Below are 17983 nucleotides of genomic sequence, written 5' to 3'. Positions count from 1 at the left end.
CCTTTCCGCCGTTGCGCCAGATAGCCACCCCAGAGCGCCCCTCCGACAAAGCCTGCGAGCACCAGCATCACGAGTCCTCCGATTTTGATTTTTCTGAATTGAAACGTCGTCCGGCCAATCCGACGGTAAAGGCTAGGGCCCAGACCGCACAGATGAGCGCCAGCAATGTCCAATCACCGAAACGAGCGTAAGGTGTGGGCGCAAGCGCTGTCGGCAGGCTGGCATCTATGACTCCAGTTTGTCCGGTCTCGAGGCGCGCGATGATCTCTCCCTTGGCGTCGATGACCGCGGAAATCCCGGTGTTGGCCGCCCGGATCACCGGAAGGCCCTCTTCGACCGCGCGCATGCGCGCGGTGGCAAGGTGCTGCTCGGGCCCGATGCTGGTTCCGAACCAGGCATCATTCGTGGCGTTGAAAATCCAGTCGGGGCGGAAAAGATCATCGACCACGTGGCCCGGAAAAATGATCTCGTAACAGATTGCCACCGCAACCAGAGGCGCGCCCGGAATTGCCAGCGTTCGTGGCCCTGGTCCCGGCGTGAAATCACCCAAACCTTCGGCCAGGCGCTCGATCGGCAGCCAACCTTTCAGGGGCACATATTCCCCGAACGGAACAAGATGATGTTTTGCATATCCCGTTAGAATTTCGCCGCTGCCGTCATAGGCCTGAACCGTGTTGAAATATCGGGTTCCCCCATCCCTCTCTACGCGGTCAGGCACACCTGTCAAAAGGATCCTACCGTCTGGCAAAACCGTGGATAACCGCCTGCGCGCCAAGGCGTCTTCGTCCAGAAAACCGGGAAAGGCCGTTTCCGGCCACAGCAGCAGGTCGAAGCGTCCGGGTTGCGCGGACAAGCCGAGGTATTTTTCCAGCGTGCGTTCGCGGCTGCCCGGCGCCCACTTCTCGACTTGCGGCACATTGCCTTGGACGATGCGCAAAGCAATGTCCGTTGGCGGCACGTTCTGATTTAGCCGAAGCACACCGCCCCCCCCAAATTACCGTCACCGCGACGGCAAAGAGCGCCAAAACAGCTGCGCGGCTGTTTGGCGCGGCTGCGATGAACACACCTGGCAATATGCTGATAAATACCGTGACAAAGCCCAGACCGTAACTTCCGACCCATGCGGCGGGTTGGCGCAGGGGGGCATGTTCGACAAGGGCATAAGCAGCAAGGTTCCAGGGAAACCCCGTCAGGACATGACCACGCAGCCATTCCGCGGCAACCCAACACGTTGCAAGCAGAAGACCTGCCGTAATGCCGCCGACAGCACGGCGCTGCATTACGGTGGCAAATAACATCGCCGCAATAGCTGGAAAAATGGCCAGTCCGGCGGCCAGTCCCGCGACTGCTGGGATCGCAAGGGCACCGAAACGTTCGGAATCGACGTAAAAGCTTTCGGCAATCCAGGAAATTCCAAACAGGAACTGGCCCATTCCAAAGATCCAGCCGATGACGAAGGCGCGCGCGGTGGAAACCTGCATGAGCACGAGAAAGAGTGCTGAGAAGGCGACTGGAACAGCGATGATCCATGAGAACGGTGGAAGGGTTAAAACCGTTAAACCGCCCGCCATAAAGCTAATCCCTGATCGCAGGGGAAAGCAACGGCTGCAGCCAGTCAATTGCAGCCAACCCGTCATCATGGGCCAGTCTGAAGTTTAGCGGCTAACCACGGTGCTAAGAGCAGCAGCCCCACGCCACCGACCACGAACACATCCGCCATGTTGAAGGCGGGCCAATGCGTGGAGCCGACGTAGAAATCGAGGAAGTCCGTCACACCCCAAAATCGAATGCGGTCGAGGACGTTGCCGAGCGCGCCACCGATGATCGCACCATAGGCGATAGCCTCAACCCGGTTGTCAGTGCGTACCAGCATGACGGTCAACCAGCCGCAGATGGCTAGGGCCAAGGTCGCAAGGCCCCACCATGGTGCTCCACCAAGCAGTCCGAATGTCACGCCATCGTTGCGCAAGTAAATAAGATTAAAACTGGGAAAGACCGGAATTCCGGCGCTCAAATCTGTCGCATTAGCGACGACGATTGCTTTTGTCACCTGATCAACAAGAAAAGCAGTTCCAGCCGCAATGAAGCCTTGGAAATGGGACTGTTTCATCTCATCACCCCAGCCATACATCTAGGAACAACATGATCACGAGGCCGACCGCGAGACCGAAAGTCGCCCTGTTTTGATGGCCGGATCGGTGGGTTTCGGGAATGATTTCGTGGCTGATTACGTAGAGCATCGCCCCGGCGGCGAAGGCGAGGCCCCATGGCAACAGGGGCTGCGAGATGCCGATGATGCCAGCGCCAAGAAGCCCGCCTACCGGCTCGACAAGACCTGTCAGGGCGGCAACCCCCCACGCACGGCGCCTGGAATACCCCTCACCAAGCAATGAGACCGCTACGGCGAGACCCTCGGGCGCGTTTTGCAGCCCGATGCCAATCGCGAGCGGCAAGCCACCAGAGAAACCATCAGCCCCAAACCCGACACCAACGGCAAGCCCTTCGGGAAAATTGTGGATCGTGATCGCTATGATGAAGAGCCAGACGCGGCGCAGAGATGCGGCGGCGGGCCCTTCTCGCCCCGTTTTGAAATGTTCATGCGGCAGTCGTTCATTCATCAGAGCGACCGCCCCCATGCCAAGCAAGATCGCAACACAAACGATGGCTGCCGGGAGAGCACCGTTGTCGAACTGTCTTTCGGCTGCGTCGAGAGCCGGAATGATCAACGAAAAGAATGAAGCAGCGAGCATGACACCCGCCGCGAAGCCAAGCAGCAAATCGCGCGTGGCACGGGAGGGGACGCGTCCAAAGAGAACGGGGGTCGCCCCGACCGCTGTCAGCGATCCGGCGGCAAGGCTTCCAAGAAAGCCGAGAGTTATTGGGGACAAGGGTTCCAAGCGCAGAGTTCCCGCCGATACGTCAGTCAGCGGCCAAATAGCTGCTAAAGATTTCGGTCGACCCATCGCCCTGGATCAAAAAGACATCGTAGCCCTCGCGATCATCTTCCGGTCCCATGCCCGGCGAGCCATAGGGCATACCCGGCACCGCCACCCCCACTGCATCTGGACGCTCATCCAACAAACGCTGGATGTCTGATGCCGGTACATGACCTTCGATCACGTAGCCGCCGACCAAAGCCGTATGGCAGGATACCATGCGCTGAGGCACGCCGGTGTCGAGTTTGAATCGCACAAGAGATCCCCCGAACATGTCCTCGCCTATCGGCGCGAATCCGCTTTCCTCAAGATGCTTCATCCAAGACAGACAACAGCCGCAGCCGTTTGTCTTCCGGACATCAATCTGGATCGCATCGGCGACAGCTTGCGCCGCGGAAAACAAGGCCAGCGTGACTGCAAGAGCGGGAGCCAGTCGTTTCATGGATTAAAGCCTTTCGGTTGTTGTCTGTACAAATTCGCTGGTGAGCCTCTCGGCCAGTAGCGAGCGAGCCTCAGCCAATCGCTCAAGTGCAGCCGGGCCAACCGCATCCCGGTCGGCCGCCTCTACCAGTCGGTCGTCTGAGAGAGGATCCGTCGGGCGACCATCGACCAGAACCTCATAATGCAGATTTGGGCCGGTCGCGGTGCCGGTAGCACCGACGCGACCGATCATGTCTCCGGCCATCACGCGCTGCCCTTGTTCGAGTGTGTCCGGCACCTCGCTGAGATGTGCGTATCGTGTCAGGGTGTCGGAACCATGCGATATCTCCACCACCCGGCCATATCCACCACGACGTCCGATGAAGCTCACGCGTCCAGGCGCCGTTGCTTTTACAGGCGTACCGCGGGCCGCAGCAAAGTCGACGCCGGTGTGCATGCGTACATTCCCATAGACCGGGTGCGTGCGACGGCCGAAGACGGAACTCAGCCGCGCTCCTTCCACCGGTTGGGCAAAGACACGCAGGACCTCTCCATCCACATAGATCGTCGCTTGACCGCTGCCGTCATCCGGCCAGACGATCTCATAGACCGATCCAGCAAGGTCCAATGCGGCAAAGGCAAGCTCGGGCTGGCCAATCCTTTTGTTTCCTTCTCGCGCCTCGCGCCAAAGGAGACGCATCCTCTCACCCCCGGAGAGTTCACGTCGAAAATCGATTGTGCCGCCCAGCATCTGTGCCAGATCGACCGCGAAGCGTGCAGGTATCTTTGCCTTGTCCAACGCTGCGGAGATCGAACTTTCAACCACCGCCTCGCTTGCGAAAATCACCACTTCAGGGTCTGGTTCCAATACGCGCGTAAGAAGTTCTTCACCAAAAACCGTTTCGATCCGCACTCCATCGTCAATGGCCAGTTCTACGCGCTTCGGATTGCCGTCCGCGTTTGAGATCACGGTGATCTCATGGCCTGGGCGCAATCGGCGCAGATCATATTCCACTCCAAGTGCGAGAGCGATCTCCGCACGGGCGGGTGCGGCAACGCCGGCGTTCGCTAAAACTGCATCCAACGTCTCACCCGACGCGATTTGACGCGTCCAAGTCACCAAGGGCGGTTCAATTTCTGGCAAGGCGGTTTCGGTGACGTCAGGCTGCAAGAGAGGGACGTTTAGGATTTTGCGCGCTCCGTCGACTTGTGTGGTTTTGGGAACTGTCATGACGCTATCAGCAAGTCGCGGTTCCAAAACTGCAGCAGGCGCCCATTGCGTTGCTTCGGCAATCGATTGGGGCACCGGTTCTTTGGACCACCACTCTAAGGTGGCGATGGCAGTCATCGAAAAGGCGCCAACCAGGGCCACCGAGGCAACTCTTATTCTCATGTTGTGATCTCTACATCTTCTGTCAACGCACGTCGGATCTTCGGTACTGCGAATTCTCTTGGCTCGTGGTGGTCAATCATGGTGACGAACTCACCGTTGGCGCCAAAAAGGAATATGCTTGCCGTATGGTTCATCGTGTAGTCACCTCCCTCGGTCGGGACGCGCTCATACGAAGCCCGAAACCCTTCTGTAGCGCGGGTAATCTGGTTTTCCGTTCCGGTCCAACCCCGAATGGCCGGATGAAAATAGCCGACATATTCGGCCATGGCCTCGACCGTGTCACGCGCCGGATCGACCGTGATGAAGACCACGTTCATCTGCGCGGCTTCGTCTCCGAGATCTTCAAGCCAGCCTGAGATATCCGATAACGTCGTGGGGCAGACATCCGGGCAGTAGGTGAACCCGAAGAACACCATGGTCGGCCGTCCGATCAGGGTTTCTGGGCCCACTTCATGGCCTTCGTGATCGGTCAGTCGGAAATCCATCACCGTTAGGGGGAGCGGCCTTTGGCCAGTAGGTTTCGGAGCGCCGGGACCATCCACGCGCCACCAGCCGATACCAAGCATCATAGCCAGAGCGCCTGCACCGTATTGGAACAATTGCCGACGCTGCATCAGCTTTCCGGCCCGCGCGCGGCGATCCCCAGAATTGGGACCTCAACAGTCACTTCGCCACCGTCCGAGAAAGTCAGTGTCAGCGGGAAGGTCTCGCCTTCGATCATCGGGTCTTGCAGCTTCATGAGCATGGCGTGCAGCCCGCCCGGCTCCAATGCCACGCTTTCGCCCGGCCCAATCGTGATGTCGCCTGCAGGTGACATTGAACTGACGCCTGCAGCGTTGGTTTTCGTCTCATGGATCTCGGGCATCGTGGCCAGTGGTGTTGTAAGTCCGGTCAGCGTGACTGTGTCTTCATTTGCGTTATGTATAGTGAAATATGCCGCGCCCGGTCGGTTTATACCAATCGAAGCACGGGACCACGCGTTTACTACGATGACGTCCTCCGAACCGGCAAATGTCGGAGTCGACATGCCCGAGAGCAGCAAAAAAAAGAGTCAAGCCCTTGATATAAGGTAGCTCTATCATGACAGATTCTCCTTTATCTATCCGAGCATCAACTTTGGCTGACCGCAATTTCTGCAGCGACCAGTCGCCGCAGTTCGGCCTCACCGAACGGGTCTAATGGCTTGGCGTTGACGAAGAACGTGGGCGTTTGTCGCACGCCTACCGCTTCGACATCAGCGCGGTCCTGATTGAGCACTGCCACGACACCGGGGGCCAGCATCTGTGTTCGAGCAGCTTCGACATCCAGACCACCGCTTGCGGCAATCTCAAGGATCAAACCCGGTGCTGGAGTGCCATGGGACGCCCATCGTGGCTGCTCGCGCAGGACCGCTTCCAGCACGGGTTCGAACACATCCTGCATCCGCGCAGCTTCGAGAACACGGATCGCTTCCACTGAAGCTTTCCCGTGAAAGGCAGTATATCGAATGACGACACGGACCGCACCACCGTGCTCAGTCATGATATCCTTGACCACGGGATAGAAGGCGCGGCAGGCCTCGCAAGCTGGATCGAAAAACTCGACAATCGTGACAGGTGCCGTTTCGGGGCCAAGGATCGGGGAATAGGACCGGATCAGCACATCGTTCACTTCGGGCGCGACAGGGACTGCCTCTGCCATGGGTTGGGGGCGGGTGGCATACCAAGCCGCGCCGCCAAAACCTGCGGCACCAACAGCCAGAACGGATAGAACGAGGCCGCGTCGATTCATGTTTGTTTTTCCTTCAGTGAAAGGGCCGACAGCACCCCGATAATCGTGAAGGCGACAAGCGCCATCAGCGGAATCGGAATCCCGAAGACCAACTGGTTGTCGTCGGTACAAGAGGGGCCAGTCGCCGTGCAGGGCTGGATCGCCTCGGGGATCAGACCGACATAGAGGCCGATGTGATACATCGCCACCGCCGCCCCCCCAAGCGCCAGTGCAACGCCATAGCGCCCCACGCGGGAATCCTGCCACCACAACCCGAGCCCAAGAACGATGGCCAAGGGGAACATGAAGGCGCGCTGGAACCAGCAAAGGATGCAAGGCGTTTGACCAAGCACCTCGCCAATAAAGAGCACGGCAAGCGATGAGATAAGCGCAATGATCCACGCTAGGCCAAGGGCTGTTTCTCCAGAGAGTCGGGGCATGACGATCAGATCCTCTCTTTCAGATCGGCGAGGATCTCTTCGGCGGGCGTGCCATAGGGCCAGGAATCCGCGAAGCCTGCCTGCGTGTCGAAAAGGAAAAGGTGTGACGTGTGACCCATCGTGTATCCACCCGGCGCAGTAGCCTCCTCGATCCGCTCAAAGAAAATTGGGAAAGTCTCGGATGTTGCGGCGATCTGCTCCGGCGTGCCGGTCAGCCCGATGATTCCTGCGTCGAACATGGGCACGTACTCTGCTAAAGCCGTCGGCGTATCTCGCTCGGGATCGATCGTTATGAAAATCGGCTGAACCATTGCCGCCTCATCGCCCAAGCCCTCCATCACGGCCGCGACTTCGGACAGTGTTGTCGGACAGACGTCGGGGCAATTGGTGAAGCCGAAGAAGACCAACATCCAGCGACCTTTGAAATCTTCCTCCGTTTGGACCATCCCGCGATGATCGGTCAGTTCGAAATCAGCAAAAAACGGTGGTTCACTCTCTGTGCGGGCAAGGTCGGCACGGTAGTCCACCCACAGCAACAGCCAGATGAGAACGAACGCCGCCACGCCCGCCAACACCTTCGATACCTTCTGAAAACCTGGAAGCCTCACACCGCTACGCCCGAACTTGATTCTATATTTTGGAGGTGTCTACAACTTCTAGCAGCTGTAGGTTCAAGCGCGATTGTCGCTAATTGGCTGGCAATCACGGACCTGTGAGGAGGTGGTGAATCTTGTGATGTCTGCCACTTAAAGCTACACCCTCTGTAGCTAATGTGGAGGGCCTGAAATGTTGACCATTGGGACGCTTGCAAAAAAGACCGGTACAAAAGTGCAGACAGTCCGGTATTATGAGCAGATCGGGCTCATGCCAGAACCCGGCAGAACTGAAGGCGGCCAGCGACGATATGGTGATGCCGAGCTTGACCGCCTGTCGTTCGTCCGGCACGCGCGGCAACTGGGGTTCTCGTTGGATGCGATCCGCGAACTGCTCGACCTCAGCGATCACCCGGGAAAATCTTGCGCGGAGGCCGATGCGATTGCCCGCCGGCAGCTTAAGCAAGTTGAGCATCGACTGGCTCGCCTGGAGGCGCTGCGCACGGAATTGAAACGTATGGTGCATGAGTGCAGTGGCGGGCAGACCGCTGACTGCCGTGTGTTAGAGGTGTTGAGAGACCACTCCGAATGCCTGACAAACCATGAAGAGATCGGCGGCTAAGATGCCCGTTGCGTTTGTCTATCCGATCGCGGCGCTCTTGCCGCGCCGCGTGGGGTGTGACCGCTCTTCGCGTCAAAGAGACAGACACTGTTGTTCAACTTGCATGATCTCGATGTCGCTGCGCGCGCTCTTCATGATGCAGAGGGCAAGACCCCGGCCTTCGACCGCGTGCTCAAGGCCAAGGCCAACTTGTCGCGCATGTGGTACGCGGACTGACTGAAAAGAATCGGGCAGCCGTGTCTGGTCGGTCTGGGCACGGCTCTGAGTTCGCGCGCATCTTTGGCGACGAAGTCATCTTGTGCAGACTGGGATCCCATCTTCCAGTCCCGGAAAATCGCCGCAGGTTCCGATCTCCGTTGCTGAACGCTAAAAGCTGACTTGTCGCGGCTGGCCTCTGGGCGATACGACGGGCGACAAACATTGGCGCAGACAAGGGACGTATTGAATGTTCGAAATCTCCGGTGTCGGGATCATTGAAGAGGTTGCCGGTTGGGTTCGTATTTGTGCTCTATCGTATTGCGCCGCTCTGCCGGGTGTCGAATTCGCTTGAACCTATAGCAGCTAGAGGAACTATGTTGCACAAAGGTTGGAAAGACCGACTACCTGCGCCTCTCGAAGCCGCGTAACGCGAACGCCTCTCGTTCAAAAGGAATACCGCATGTTTTTTCATCGGCCCGCGTGTGACGGATCAGCCAGTTAATCTGATCGCATGGCGACAGGTGCAAGTCAGGACCCGCCGATATTGGATGAGACGGAGATGTAGAAAGATTGTGTATGCTGCACATTGCAGGACATCAACCTCCCCAGACCACTTTGCCATCGCCGTCCCAAAGGTGGCTCATTCTATCTGTCTCAATCGTAGTCGCTCTTACCGCAACGTCGCTTCGCGCCCACACCGACGGCGCACCTCTAGAGCCCCATGACTTCTGGACAACCTGGTCTCTACCGCCTTCCGTCATTTTGCCTTTAGCAAGTGTCGTGGCATTGTACTCACGGGGCGTTCTTCTTGCATGGACGAAGGCCGGCCTAGGCCGCGGCGTCCGAACTTGGCAGACGGGTTCGTTCTGCATAGGCATACTGGCCCTGATTGCAGCCTTAGTGTGGCCTCTCGATGCGTTGGGCGAAAGTCTCTTCGCTGCTCACATGGGCCAGCACATCGTCTTGATGGGGCTGGCAGCGCCATTCCTTGTGCTGGGCCATCCTGTTCCGACTATGATGCGCACGTTGCCAAGGACATGGCAAAGGGGGCTCGCGTCACTCGCCTCATCTGAGGCCTGGCGAACGGGATGGAACTGGCTCACCGCAACCAGCATCGCATCCCTTCAGCAACTGGTCGTGTTTATCTTATGGCACGCGCCACCAGCGATTGCCGTTTCCCTGGAAAACGACCTCGTGCATTCGATCATGCACGGCTCGATCTTTGCTTCTGCATTAGTCTTCTGGACAGCGATAACACGCAAGCACAGTAGCGGACCGGGCGCCGGCGTTCTGGGACTGCTGATTACCTTTAAGTTCTCACTGATCACCGGAGCCTTGCTCGCTTTCGCTCCAGAAGCGTTCTATACGAGCTACGGTATCCGCTCCATGGCTTGGGGCTTGTCGCCGCTCGAAGACCAGCAGCTGGCCGGACTGCTGATGATGACGGTCGGTTCCATGATGTACGTCGTGGCGACAGTCATTCTAGTGGGCGTCTGGCTGGGGGTATCGGAAAAAACCGGAATGACGCCAAACGGATTCGGCTCGAAGGCCACGCGCAAGGGTCCCACTTGATGAAGAAATTTCGAACGAGCAGAACATTTCCAGCGATCTTCGCACTTTCCGCTTGCGAAGGTCCTCAATCTGCGTTCGACGCGGCCGGTGCTGAGGCTGCGCGGGTTCTCACACTTTTTTGGGTAATGCTTATTGGCGCCGTGGCGATCTGGGCTGTCGTTGTCGCCATCGGTTACTACGCTACAAAGACGCGGCCCGGACAACACAGCGAAAAAGCCGGCCTACGGCTCATCATCTGGGGAGGATGCGTCTTTCCGACCGTCGTGCTGGCGATGCTGCTGTTCTGGGGGCTCAGGATGATGCCTGATCTGCGCCCCCCGGTGACGGCCCTACCATCGCCGTCTCGGGTGAACGATTCTGGTGGCGCGTCGCCTACGGCGTCGAGGGCGAACCCGGCGTGGTGCGCAACCTCCCGATAGGCGGGGTCCCTAGCGCCAACGAGATCTGGATCCCGCTGGGGAAACGTACGGAAATTCTCCTCGGCAGCCCGGACGTTATCCATTCGTTTTGGGTGCCGCCGCTTGCGGGCAAGATGGACGCGATACCCGGACGGGTGAATCGGCTCATCCTCGAACCGACAGAAGTCGGCGTCTTCAACGGTGCTTGTGCGGAGTTCTGTGGTACGGCTCACGCGCAAATGGGTTTTCGTGTGGTCGTGGTGCCTGAAACCGAATTCACGGAGTATGTGAGGGCGCAGGCCCAGCCTGCAGCAGTGCCCGAGAGCGAGGGCCTCGATCTATTCATTCGGAACGGATGTGCAGCCTGCCATGCGATCCGGGGCACACCGCCCGACGGGGTAGTAGGGCCCGACCTTACGCACCTCGCCAGCCGACGTACGATTGGAGCTGGCATTGTTCCAACCACTGTCGAGAATATCGCCGACTTCGTTGCCTCGCCGGACCATTTCAAGCCAGGCATCGAGATGCCGGCCTTTGGCATGCTGCCGAAAGACGAGATCGCTCAAATTGCTGCTTGGCTAGGGAGTCTGGAATGACCGAACGCGAGAACACCGCAGCAGATGGACCGGATCAGGAGGACGAGGAGGTTCGTCGCGGCCAGGAGGAGCGGCTCCGCAAGGTCTGGGCTGCACCAAAAGGTTGGCGCTACTGGTCGGCGGTGAACAACACTGAGGTCGGTATCTGGTACACGGCTGCGGCATTCGGGTTCATGTTATTCGCTGGAGTATTGGCGCTGACAATGCGGGTGCAGCTCGCGGTGCCAGAGAACGACTTTCTCACGGCAACCTTCTACAATCAGGTTTATACCCTTCACGGCACGGTGATGATGTTTCTTTTCGCCGTTCCGATCTTCGAGGCAGTGGCCATAATTCTGCTTCCTGAAATGCTTGGCGCTCGTGATTTGCCCTTTCCTCGCCTGTCGGCATTCGGATTCTGGTGTTTCATGATCGGCGGCGTGTTCGTCGCAGGATCCATTTTCTTCGATGCCGCGCCGAACGCAGGCTGGTTCATGTACCCGCCACTCACTACGGACGAGCGGTACACGCCGGGCTATGGCCCGGACATCTGGCTGCTGGGTCTGTCGTTCATCGAGATTGCCTCGCTTGCCGCGGCGGTTGAATTGATCGTGGGAACGCTGAAATGCCGCCCGCCCGGCATGCGGCTAAACCTGATGCCGCTCTACGCCTGGTACGTACTCGTCGTTGCCGGTATGATCCTCTTCGCTTTCCCGCCACTGATCGCAGGTGACATCCTTTTTGAGCTCGAGCGGATGTTCGATTGGCCATTTTTCGACCCTAGCCGCGGCGGCGATCCTGTCCTCTGGCAGCACCTGTTTTGGATCTTCGGCCATCCGGAGGTCTACATTGTCTTTCTCCCGGCAATCGCGCTGGTTGCGATGATCGTGCCGACCTTCGCCCAGCGTCCGATCCTCGGCTATTCGTGGATCGTGCTCGCGGCCGTGGGCACCGGTTTCATCTCCTTCGGGCTCTGGGTGCACCACATGTACACCACGGGCCTCCCTGCGATCTCGCTCGGTTTCTTCTCAGCCGCCTCAGAGGCAGTTGCGATTCCGACCGGTGTGCAGATTTTTGTGTTTTTGGCAACGCTCCTGACCGGCCGCGTGATCTTTTCCGTTCCGATGCTCTTTGTCGCGGGAGCGCTCGCCACCTTTGTCATCGGTGGGTTGACTGGCGTCATGGTGGCGTTGGCGCCTTTTGATTGGCAGGCCCACGACACCTACTTCGTGGTTGCTCACCTGCACTATGTGCTGATCGGGGGGATGCTGTTCCCCTTGATGGCCGGAGTTTACTATTACTGGCCGATCATCGGCGCGCGGAAGCTATCGGATCGGCTGGGCCGGATCGCGTTCTGGCTGATGTTCGTGGGCTTCAATGTCGCATTCTTGCCGATGCACTGGGCTGGACTAATGGGAATGCCACGCCGCGTCTGGACCTACCCGGAGGCACTTGGCGTTGGCATATCAAATCTGGTCTCCTCGGTCGGCGCCTTCGTGTTCGCCTCCGGTGTGTTGGTGATCGTCTGGGACGTGATTCGGCCCCGCAGCAGGGAGCCATACGCCAAGCGAAATCCGTGGACCGCCGGCACGCTGGAGTGGCTGGCAAGAATGCCCTCAGAGAGTTGGGGTGTGCGCTCGGTGCCGATAATCTCTTCTCGCTATCCCCTCTGGGAACAGCCGAACTTCGTCGACGATGTCGACAAGGGCCGGTTCTACCTGCCCGACGCCGAGGAGATGAAGCGCGAGACTTTGGTCACAACAGTTCTCGACGGCAAACCATTGCATTGCCTACGCGTACCTGGCCCCAGCTTCATGCCGATGATCGCAGCCATCATGACCGGCGCAGTGTTCATCTTCGCCACGTTCCACTGGTGGACCCTCACCATTACCGCGATGGTCCTGTCCATCGCGTCTATTATTATTTGGCTCTGGCGCGGCACCGCCCAGATTCCTGAGAAAGCCGAAAAGGATGTCGGCCTCGGCCTGAAACTGCCACTCTACAAGTCGGGTCCGGATTCGATTGGCTGGTGGGCGATGTTTATCACCATGACGGGCGACGCCACGGCCTTCGTCGGCCTGATCTTCGGATACTTCTACTTCTTCACTATCCATGCCGATTTTCCACCACCGACAGCGGTCGGACCTGGTGTGTTCTGGCCAAGCATCGCACTCCTGCTGTTCGCGAGCGCTTGGACGGCAGCCCTCTTCGCACGGATATTGAACCGCGCTGGACGGGTCGGACCGGCACGTGGCCTAATGGCTGCCGGCAGCGTGGCCTCGCTCGCTGCCAGCGCGACACTGCTTTGGGGACCGTTCACCAACGGCCTCGACCCGTCCGCCCACGTCTATCCGGCGACTGTTTGGGTGTTAGCAATCTGGACAGCCGTCCACGGTGGGGTGGGCGGCCTGATGCTCGGCTACTGCTTGGCTCGTTCCTATGCCGACCGGATGACCCCCGAATACGATATCGATATCTCGAACGTGGCGCTATATTGGCATTTTGCCGGAGGTACCGCTCTGGTCACTGTGGCGACGCTCGCGTATTTTCCGATGTTGATGTGAGATCGGCCATGCAGATATTTGGCAGAACAAAGGACAATCTTTGGACACTGATCGCAGCACCAGTGATTTGGGGAATTCACTTTCTCTTCAGCTACTTTCTCGCAGCCTTTCGGTGTGCCCCAAATGCCGATATTTTCGAATCGATCGGAAGCACACGCGTTGCTATCGGTTTCGTGACGCTCGTCTCGCTTTGCCTGATTGCACTCGTAATTCGCCGCGCATGGCACGAATGGCTAACCGGAGGCGGGGGTTTCCGGAATGACCAAGACACGCCGGAAGGGCGTGAAAGCTTTCTCGAATTCTCCACGCTGCTTTTGGCCGGACTTTCATTCGCTGCGGTAGTCTTCGAAACCATGCCCATTCTGGTCATTGGAGACTGTAGATGAACTGCAGACCTTATCGCTCATTATCGCACAGTTGGGATGCAGCTTCATGCGGCTAAAGCTCGTTCTGACCTGGAAATGGATGGCCGGAATCGTTGGCCTCGGCATCGCGGGGGCGCTCCTGATCAGTTGGTCGGGACTGGTTTCGATCGCCGCCTCATCCGGCCACTGGAGCGTGACGCGCTGGTTTCTCGGCTGGACAATGGAGAATGCGGTCGAGAGCCAGTCGTTGCTTGTCTCAAAGCCGGAGGGTCTCGACCTCGATGACCCCACATTGGTTCTTCGCTCGGCCGCCCACTATGCGACGGCCTGCTCCATATGTCACGGCGCCCCAGGTGTCCCGCAATCTCCAGTAGTTCAGGCGATGACTCCGAGCCCGCCTCGTCTCGAGGAAAAAGTCTCTGAATGGAGCGACGAGGAGTTGTTCTGGATCGTCAAGTACGGGATAAAGTATTCGGGCATGCCTGCTTGGCCAACGCAAGATCGCGACGATGAGGTCTGGGCACAGGTCGCCTTCTTGCGGGCACTTCCCGGCATGACGCTAGGCCAGTACGCCGAGTTGGCCTTGCGCGGTGAGCCGACGGGCATTGATTTCGCGCAAGGCGCCGAATCCGCCGCTGCACCAGACGGCGTTGTTGAAAACGCGCTCGCGGATTGTGCCCTTTGCCACGGACGCGATGGCTTGGGTCAAGTAGACGAAGAGGCGGAGAACGCATTTCCTGCCATCGCCGGTCAGCCCGCGCCGTATCTATATGCCACGCTGCGCGCGTTCGCACTCGGAAAGCGACGAAGCGGCTTCATGGAGCTCCCCGCGAGCCGCTATGAACCGAAGGTGCTTGAAGCGCTTGCGCGCTATTTCTCGGAGCAACCGAATCCGGCTCTGGCAACAGTCGCAGGTTCCGGAGCGGAGTTTCGAAGCGCAACCACTGACCTTCCCACCGATAGCAATGCCGTGGACAGCCCTCTCGTTGCCAGAAGTCCAGAACCATTCGTACCGCCGTTGTCCTCCTGGCAGGACGAAGCCGGAATCCTGGAAAGAGAAGATGATGTTTCTAATCCCATGACCCCGACAGCAGCGCCCGCGGGTCTCGTCACTCCAAGGGAAGGATTGCTCGAATTTGGAAGACGCATCGCTGTCGAGGGAGTCAGACCGTTAAAAATTCCTGCCTGCCAAAGCTGCCACGGCCGGTTAGCGCGGGGAAATAACCCCTATTACCCCTATCTTGAGGGCCAGCCCGAATGGTATCTTTCGGAGCAACTCAGCCTTTGGCAACAGAGGAAGCGGGGCGGCACTGTATATTCACACATTATGTCCGAAATCGTGCAAAACATGAGCGATAATCAAATTGCAGCAGTTGCCGCCTGGTACGCTGAACAACCTCACGTGCGCAGGCGCAAGTAAAGTGGCCGGAGCGCTCCAAAGACCCTTAGGGTGCGACAGCGTCAGTAGTTCGCAAGTCCAATGGAATAGGTACAGATGTCACGGTCTTGCAATGCCAGCTTCCGTTTCGTGACAACACATCAAAAGGCGGAGCCTGAACCGTCGTTGCGGAACGGCGACATCGCCTAGATGCAGATTGGGAACCAAATAACCGCTTGCGCGTTCTTGTTGAACTGAAATTAGTATTTTTGGACTTCGCGAATGGTACAGCGGCAGGACGCATCGGAAAGAAGCACACTCTGGATCGTCCTGGGTCTCAACATCGGGCTGGCAGTCGCTTTCTTCGCATCGGGTGCATTCGGCGATTCAAGTGCGCTTATCGCCAATGGCCTCGACAACCTGTCGGACAGTTTCGTCTACGCGATTAGCCTCCTTGCGCTGTCCCGTTCCGCTAAGTGGAAACGCGGAGCGGCGAATGTTTCGGGCGGCCTACTGATCCTCTTCGCCCTTGGCATCCTTTATGACGCCTGGCGCCGCTACGTCGACGGATCGGATCCTCTTGGCACAATCATGATTGTCATGGCGCTGATAGCGGCGGCCATCAACGCGCTTTGCGTCTGGCTGTTGGCGCGGATTCGCGATCCGGACGTAAACATCCGAGCGGCGAATACGTTCAGCTGGAACGACTTCGCGGCTAATCTCGGAATCGTCGTCGGAGGCGGGGTCGTGGCCTGGCTCGGAACTAACTGGCCGGACCTTGTCGTGGGCGTGATCGTCGCCGGTATCGCGGCCTGGGGTGGAGTCGGAATCCTGAGAGACGCACATGGTGAACACCACAAGGCGGTGCACGATGACGGTAAGGCAAGTGAGGACATCGCCTGAAATCGGGGCTTGAAGCTACAGTGACCGTAGCAACTACATTTCCTTGGAAGCGATCCGACGAGAAACCAGCACTCCAAGTATTGAAAAATCCAAATTGTGGCTGCTGCACCGCTTGCGCGGAAACTCGCTGCTCAGCGCAATGAAAGGAACTTGAACACCCGTCTTTCGGTTTCCACGCTAGTAACCAAAACAAGGAGTAAGATCATGCAAGTTCACGAAATCATGACCAGCAATCCAACATGTTGTAGTACCGACACTACGATTCAGGAGGCCGCAAAGCTGATGGATGAAAAGTCGGTCGGCGCGATTCCCGTGATCAATGACGCCGGTGAGCCGGTCGGCATCATTACGGACCGCGACATCTGCTGTGGTGCCGTCGCAGAGGGAAAGGCAGCCGACACGCCGGTTTCTGACGTCATGTCGGATGACCTCCTGACAGTCTCACCTGATGAGGACGTTAAAAGCTGTTGCAGCAAGATGGAAGAAAAACAGGTGCGCCGCAGCGTGGTTACAGACGAAAGCGGCAAATGCTGTGGGATCGTGGCTCAAGCGGACGTGGCACGGGAAGCCGACGGCGCGGAAACAGCCGAATTGGTGCAGGAAGTGTCGCAGCCAGAGAAGAGTTCTGGCTGCTGCTGACCCAATGGCGCATGGGATCCCGAGTGACCGAACTTGTTGCGAATAAGTCCGGTCTGGCTGCACATGTTGAAAGGAAGTCAAAACGCGGCGCTTGACCGCGTTTTGATCTGCCGAACAGATAGGAAATTGCCTGATGGCCCACGATCACGCCCATATCGACCCCGAGTCCGGCGACCGTCGAGTCTCCATCTCCATCTGGGCCAACGGTCTTCTGACCGTCGCGCAGATTGTCGGCGGCATCCTATCCGGCAGCCTCGCACTGATCGCGGATGCTCTGCACAATTTCTCGGATATGGCATCGTTGGTGATCGCCTTTGCCGCTCGGAAAATCGCGCGGCGGCCTGCGGACGCGCGCATGACCTTCGGCTATGGGCGGATAGAAATTGTCGCAGCGCTCATCAACTACACGACCCTTATCCTGATCGGCTTCTACCTGATCTACGAGGGTGGCATGCGCATGATCGACCCGCCCGAGGTACAGGGTTGGACGGTGGTGATCCTAGGCGGTGTGGCACTAGTCGTCGACACGTTGACGGCGGTGCTCACCTATTCGATGCAGAAGGGCAGTGCGAACATCCGTGCGCTCTTCCTGCACAACCTATCGGACGCTTTGGCCTCTGTCGCGGTCATCATCGGCGGCTCGCTTATCCTACTCTACGACATGCGATGGGTTGACCCGGCGATCACCATCGGCATCGCTCTCTACATCCTTTACCTCGCCTTCACCGAGATCGGCGGTCCGATTCGGACGCTGATGCTCGGCAGTCCGCCGGACATCGATAATGAAGCCGTCGTTGAGGCGATGCGGCGTGTGGATGGCGTGGCGGAAGTTCATCACGTGCATCTGTGGCAGATGCAGGAGCACGAAGCGGCTTTGGACTGCCACGTCGTGCTGACAGCGGACGGCTGGCGTCAAATCGAAAAAATCAAGACGGCAATCAAGGACCGTCTGAAGGACGATTTTAGCATCGGTCATTCGAGTTTGGAATTTGAGCACGAAGACCGAGCCCATGAGAACGCCGACCTTTACGGTCACGGCAAGCCGGAAGAAGACGAGAAAAACCATGTTAACCAAGACACTGGCTGATCATGACGAGATGATTGCCCTTGTCGGCGAAGGCAAGCTGAGCGAAAGCGATCTGAAACGGATGCACGTCCTGCTTCAGCAGCGTCTGCAAGAGACAAGCAAGCTAGGGCCGAGACCTCAATCTCACGAGGTTCGAAGCCGGCGCATAGTC

General features: G+C 58.3%; 18 protein-coding genes and 1 pseudogene. 9 read left to right on the top strand and 10 right to left on the bottom strand.

Annotated elements, in window-relative coordinates; all coding sequences use genetic code 11:
- Window positions 1-67 precede the first annotated feature (67 nt).
- The 10 genes and pseudogenes from lnt to FCK22_RS14465 form a co-directional block, all read right to left on the bottom strand.
- Window positions 68-1640: pseudogene (lnt, locus tag FCK22_RS19600) on the bottom strand (apolipoprotein N-acyltransferase).
- Window positions 1637-2110: a signal peptidase II gene (lspA, locus tag FCK22_RS14505; protein ID WP_067264375.1), complete on the bottom strand. Its 474-nt coding sequence runs from the start codon at window positions 2108-2110 to the stop codon at window positions 1637-1639. The pseudogene lnt and the gene lspA overlap by 4 nt, the downstream one beginning before the upstream one ends.
- A 4-nt stretch (window positions 2111-2114) precedes the next feature.
- A complete protein-coding gene (locus FCK22_RS14500; RefSeq protein ID WP_067264372.1) occupies window positions 2115-2897 on the bottom strand; it encodes a ZIP family metal transporter in 783 nt (260 codons plus the stop codon).
- 22 nt (window positions 2898-2919) lie between these two features.
- Window positions 2920-3378 carry a DUF411 domain-containing protein gene (locus FCK22_RS14495; RefSeq protein ID WP_067264369.1) on the bottom strand — a complete coding sequence of 153 codons (459 nt, stop codon included), beginning with the start codon at window positions 3376-3378 and terminating at the stop codon, window positions 2920-2922.
- A gap of 3 nt (window positions 3379-3381) precedes the next feature.
- Window positions 3382-4749 carry a M23 family metallopeptidase gene (locus FCK22_RS14490; RefSeq protein WP_136720529.1) on the bottom strand — a complete coding sequence of 456 codons (1368 nt, stop codon included), beginning with the start codon at window positions 4747-4749 and terminating at the stop codon, window positions 3382-3384.
- A complete protein-coding gene (locus tag FCK22_RS14485; RefSeq protein WP_067264364.1) occupies window positions 4746-5363 on the bottom strand; it encodes an SCO family protein in 618 nt (205 codons plus the stop codon). The genes FCK22_RS14490 and FCK22_RS14485 overlap by 4 nt, the downstream gene beginning before the upstream one ends.
- Window positions 5363-5776, bottom strand: a complete 414-nt coding sequence (locus FCK22_RS14480; RefSeq protein WP_136720528.1) for a copper chaperone PCu(A)C — start codon at window positions 5774-5776, stop codon at window positions 5363-5365. The genes FCK22_RS14485 and FCK22_RS14480 overlap by 1 nt, the downstream gene beginning before the upstream one ends.
- Before the next feature lie 83 nt (window positions 5777-5859).
- On the bottom strand, window positions 5860-6519 hold the full coding sequence (locus tag FCK22_RS14475; RefSeq protein ID WP_067263745.1) for a thioredoxin domain-containing protein: 660 nt from the start codon (window positions 6517-6519) through the stop codon (window positions 5860-5862).
- Complete coding sequence (locus FCK22_RS14470; RefSeq protein WP_067263748.1) at window positions 6516-6938, bottom strand: disulfide bond formation protein B; 423 nt, start codon at window positions 6936-6938, stop codon at window positions 6516-6518. Before FCK22_RS14470 ends, FCK22_RS14475 begins: the two co-directional genes overlap by 4 nt.
- A gap of 5 nt (window positions 6939-6943) precedes the next feature.
- A complete protein-coding gene (locus tag FCK22_RS14465; protein WP_067263755.1) occupies window positions 6944-7510 on the bottom strand; it encodes an SCO family protein in 567 nt (188 codons plus the stop codon).
- A gap of 214 nt (window positions 7511-7724) precedes the next feature.
- Between FCK22_RS14465 and FCK22_RS14460 the strand changes: the two genes are divergently transcribed.
- The 9 genes from FCK22_RS14460 (at window position 7725) to FCK22_RS14420 (ending at window position 17832) form a co-directional block, all read left to right on the top strand.
- Entirely contained in the window at window positions 7725-8153 is a 429-nt protein-coding gene (locus FCK22_RS14460) for a helix-turn-helix domain-containing protein (protein WP_067263750.1), read from the top strand.
- Between the two features lie 774 nt (window positions 8154-8927).
- The gene (locus FCK22_RS14455; RefSeq protein ID WP_067263753.1) at window positions 8928-9923 is read left to right on the top strand and encodes a cytochrome c oxidase assembly protein; all 996 of its coding nucleotides are present in this window, start codon (window positions 8928-8930) and stop codon (window positions 9921-9923) included.
- A gap of 397 nt (window positions 9924-10320) precedes the next feature.
- Window positions 10321-10917 (top strand): c-type cytochrome, encoded by a 597-nt coding sequence (locus FCK22_RS19340; protein WP_248646527.1) that lies wholly within the window; start codon window positions 10321-10323, stop codon window positions 10915-10917.
- The gene (gene ctaD, locus FCK22_RS14445; RefSeq protein WP_093743702.1) at window positions 10914-13460 is read left to right on the top strand and encodes a cytochrome c oxidase subunit I; all 2547 of its coding nucleotides are present in this window, start codon (window positions 10914-10916) and stop codon (window positions 13458-13460) included. Before FCK22_RS19340 ends, ctaD begins: the two co-directional genes overlap by 4 nt.
- 8 nt (window positions 13461-13468) lie before the next feature.
- Window positions 13469-13846, top strand: a complete 378-nt coding sequence (locus FCK22_RS14440) for a hypothetical protein (protein WP_136720527.1) — start codon at window positions 13469-13471, stop codon at window positions 13844-13846.
- Between the two features lie 46 nt (window positions 13847-13892).
- Window positions 13893-15245, top strand: a complete 1353-nt coding sequence (locus FCK22_RS14435) for a c-type cytochrome (protein ID WP_093743704.1) — start codon at window positions 13893-13895, stop codon at window positions 15243-15245.
- Window positions 15246-15485: 240 nt separating this feature from the next.
- The gene (locus FCK22_RS14430) at window positions 15486-16106 is read left to right on the top strand and encodes a cation transporter (RefSeq protein ID WP_093743705.1); all 621 of its coding nucleotides are present in this window, start codon (window positions 15486-15488) and stop codon (window positions 16104-16106) included.
- A gap of 204 nt (window positions 16107-16310) precedes the next feature.
- Window positions 16311-16745 carry a CBS domain-containing protein gene (locus FCK22_RS14425; RefSeq protein WP_067631023.1) on the top strand — a complete coding sequence of 145 codons (435 nt, stop codon included), beginning with the start codon at window positions 16311-16313 and terminating at the stop codon, window positions 16743-16745.
- Window positions 16746-16878: 133 nt separating this feature from the next.
- The gene (locus FCK22_RS14420; protein WP_093743706.1) at window positions 16879-17832 is read left to right on the top strand and encodes a cation diffusion facilitator family transporter; all 954 of its coding nucleotides are present in this window, start codon (window positions 16879-16881) and stop codon (window positions 17830-17832) included.
- Window positions 17833-17983: the final 151 nt, after the last annotated feature.

Source organism: Sulfitobacter sp. 15WGC, assembly GCF_005068605.1.
GTDB lineage: Bacteria > Pseudomonadota > Alphaproteobacteria > Rhodobacterales > Rhodobacteraceae > Sulfitobacter > Sulfitobacter faviae.
The sequence above is the reverse complement of the archived record's forward strand: the minus strand, read 5'-3'. Positions and strand labels throughout refer to the sequence as shown.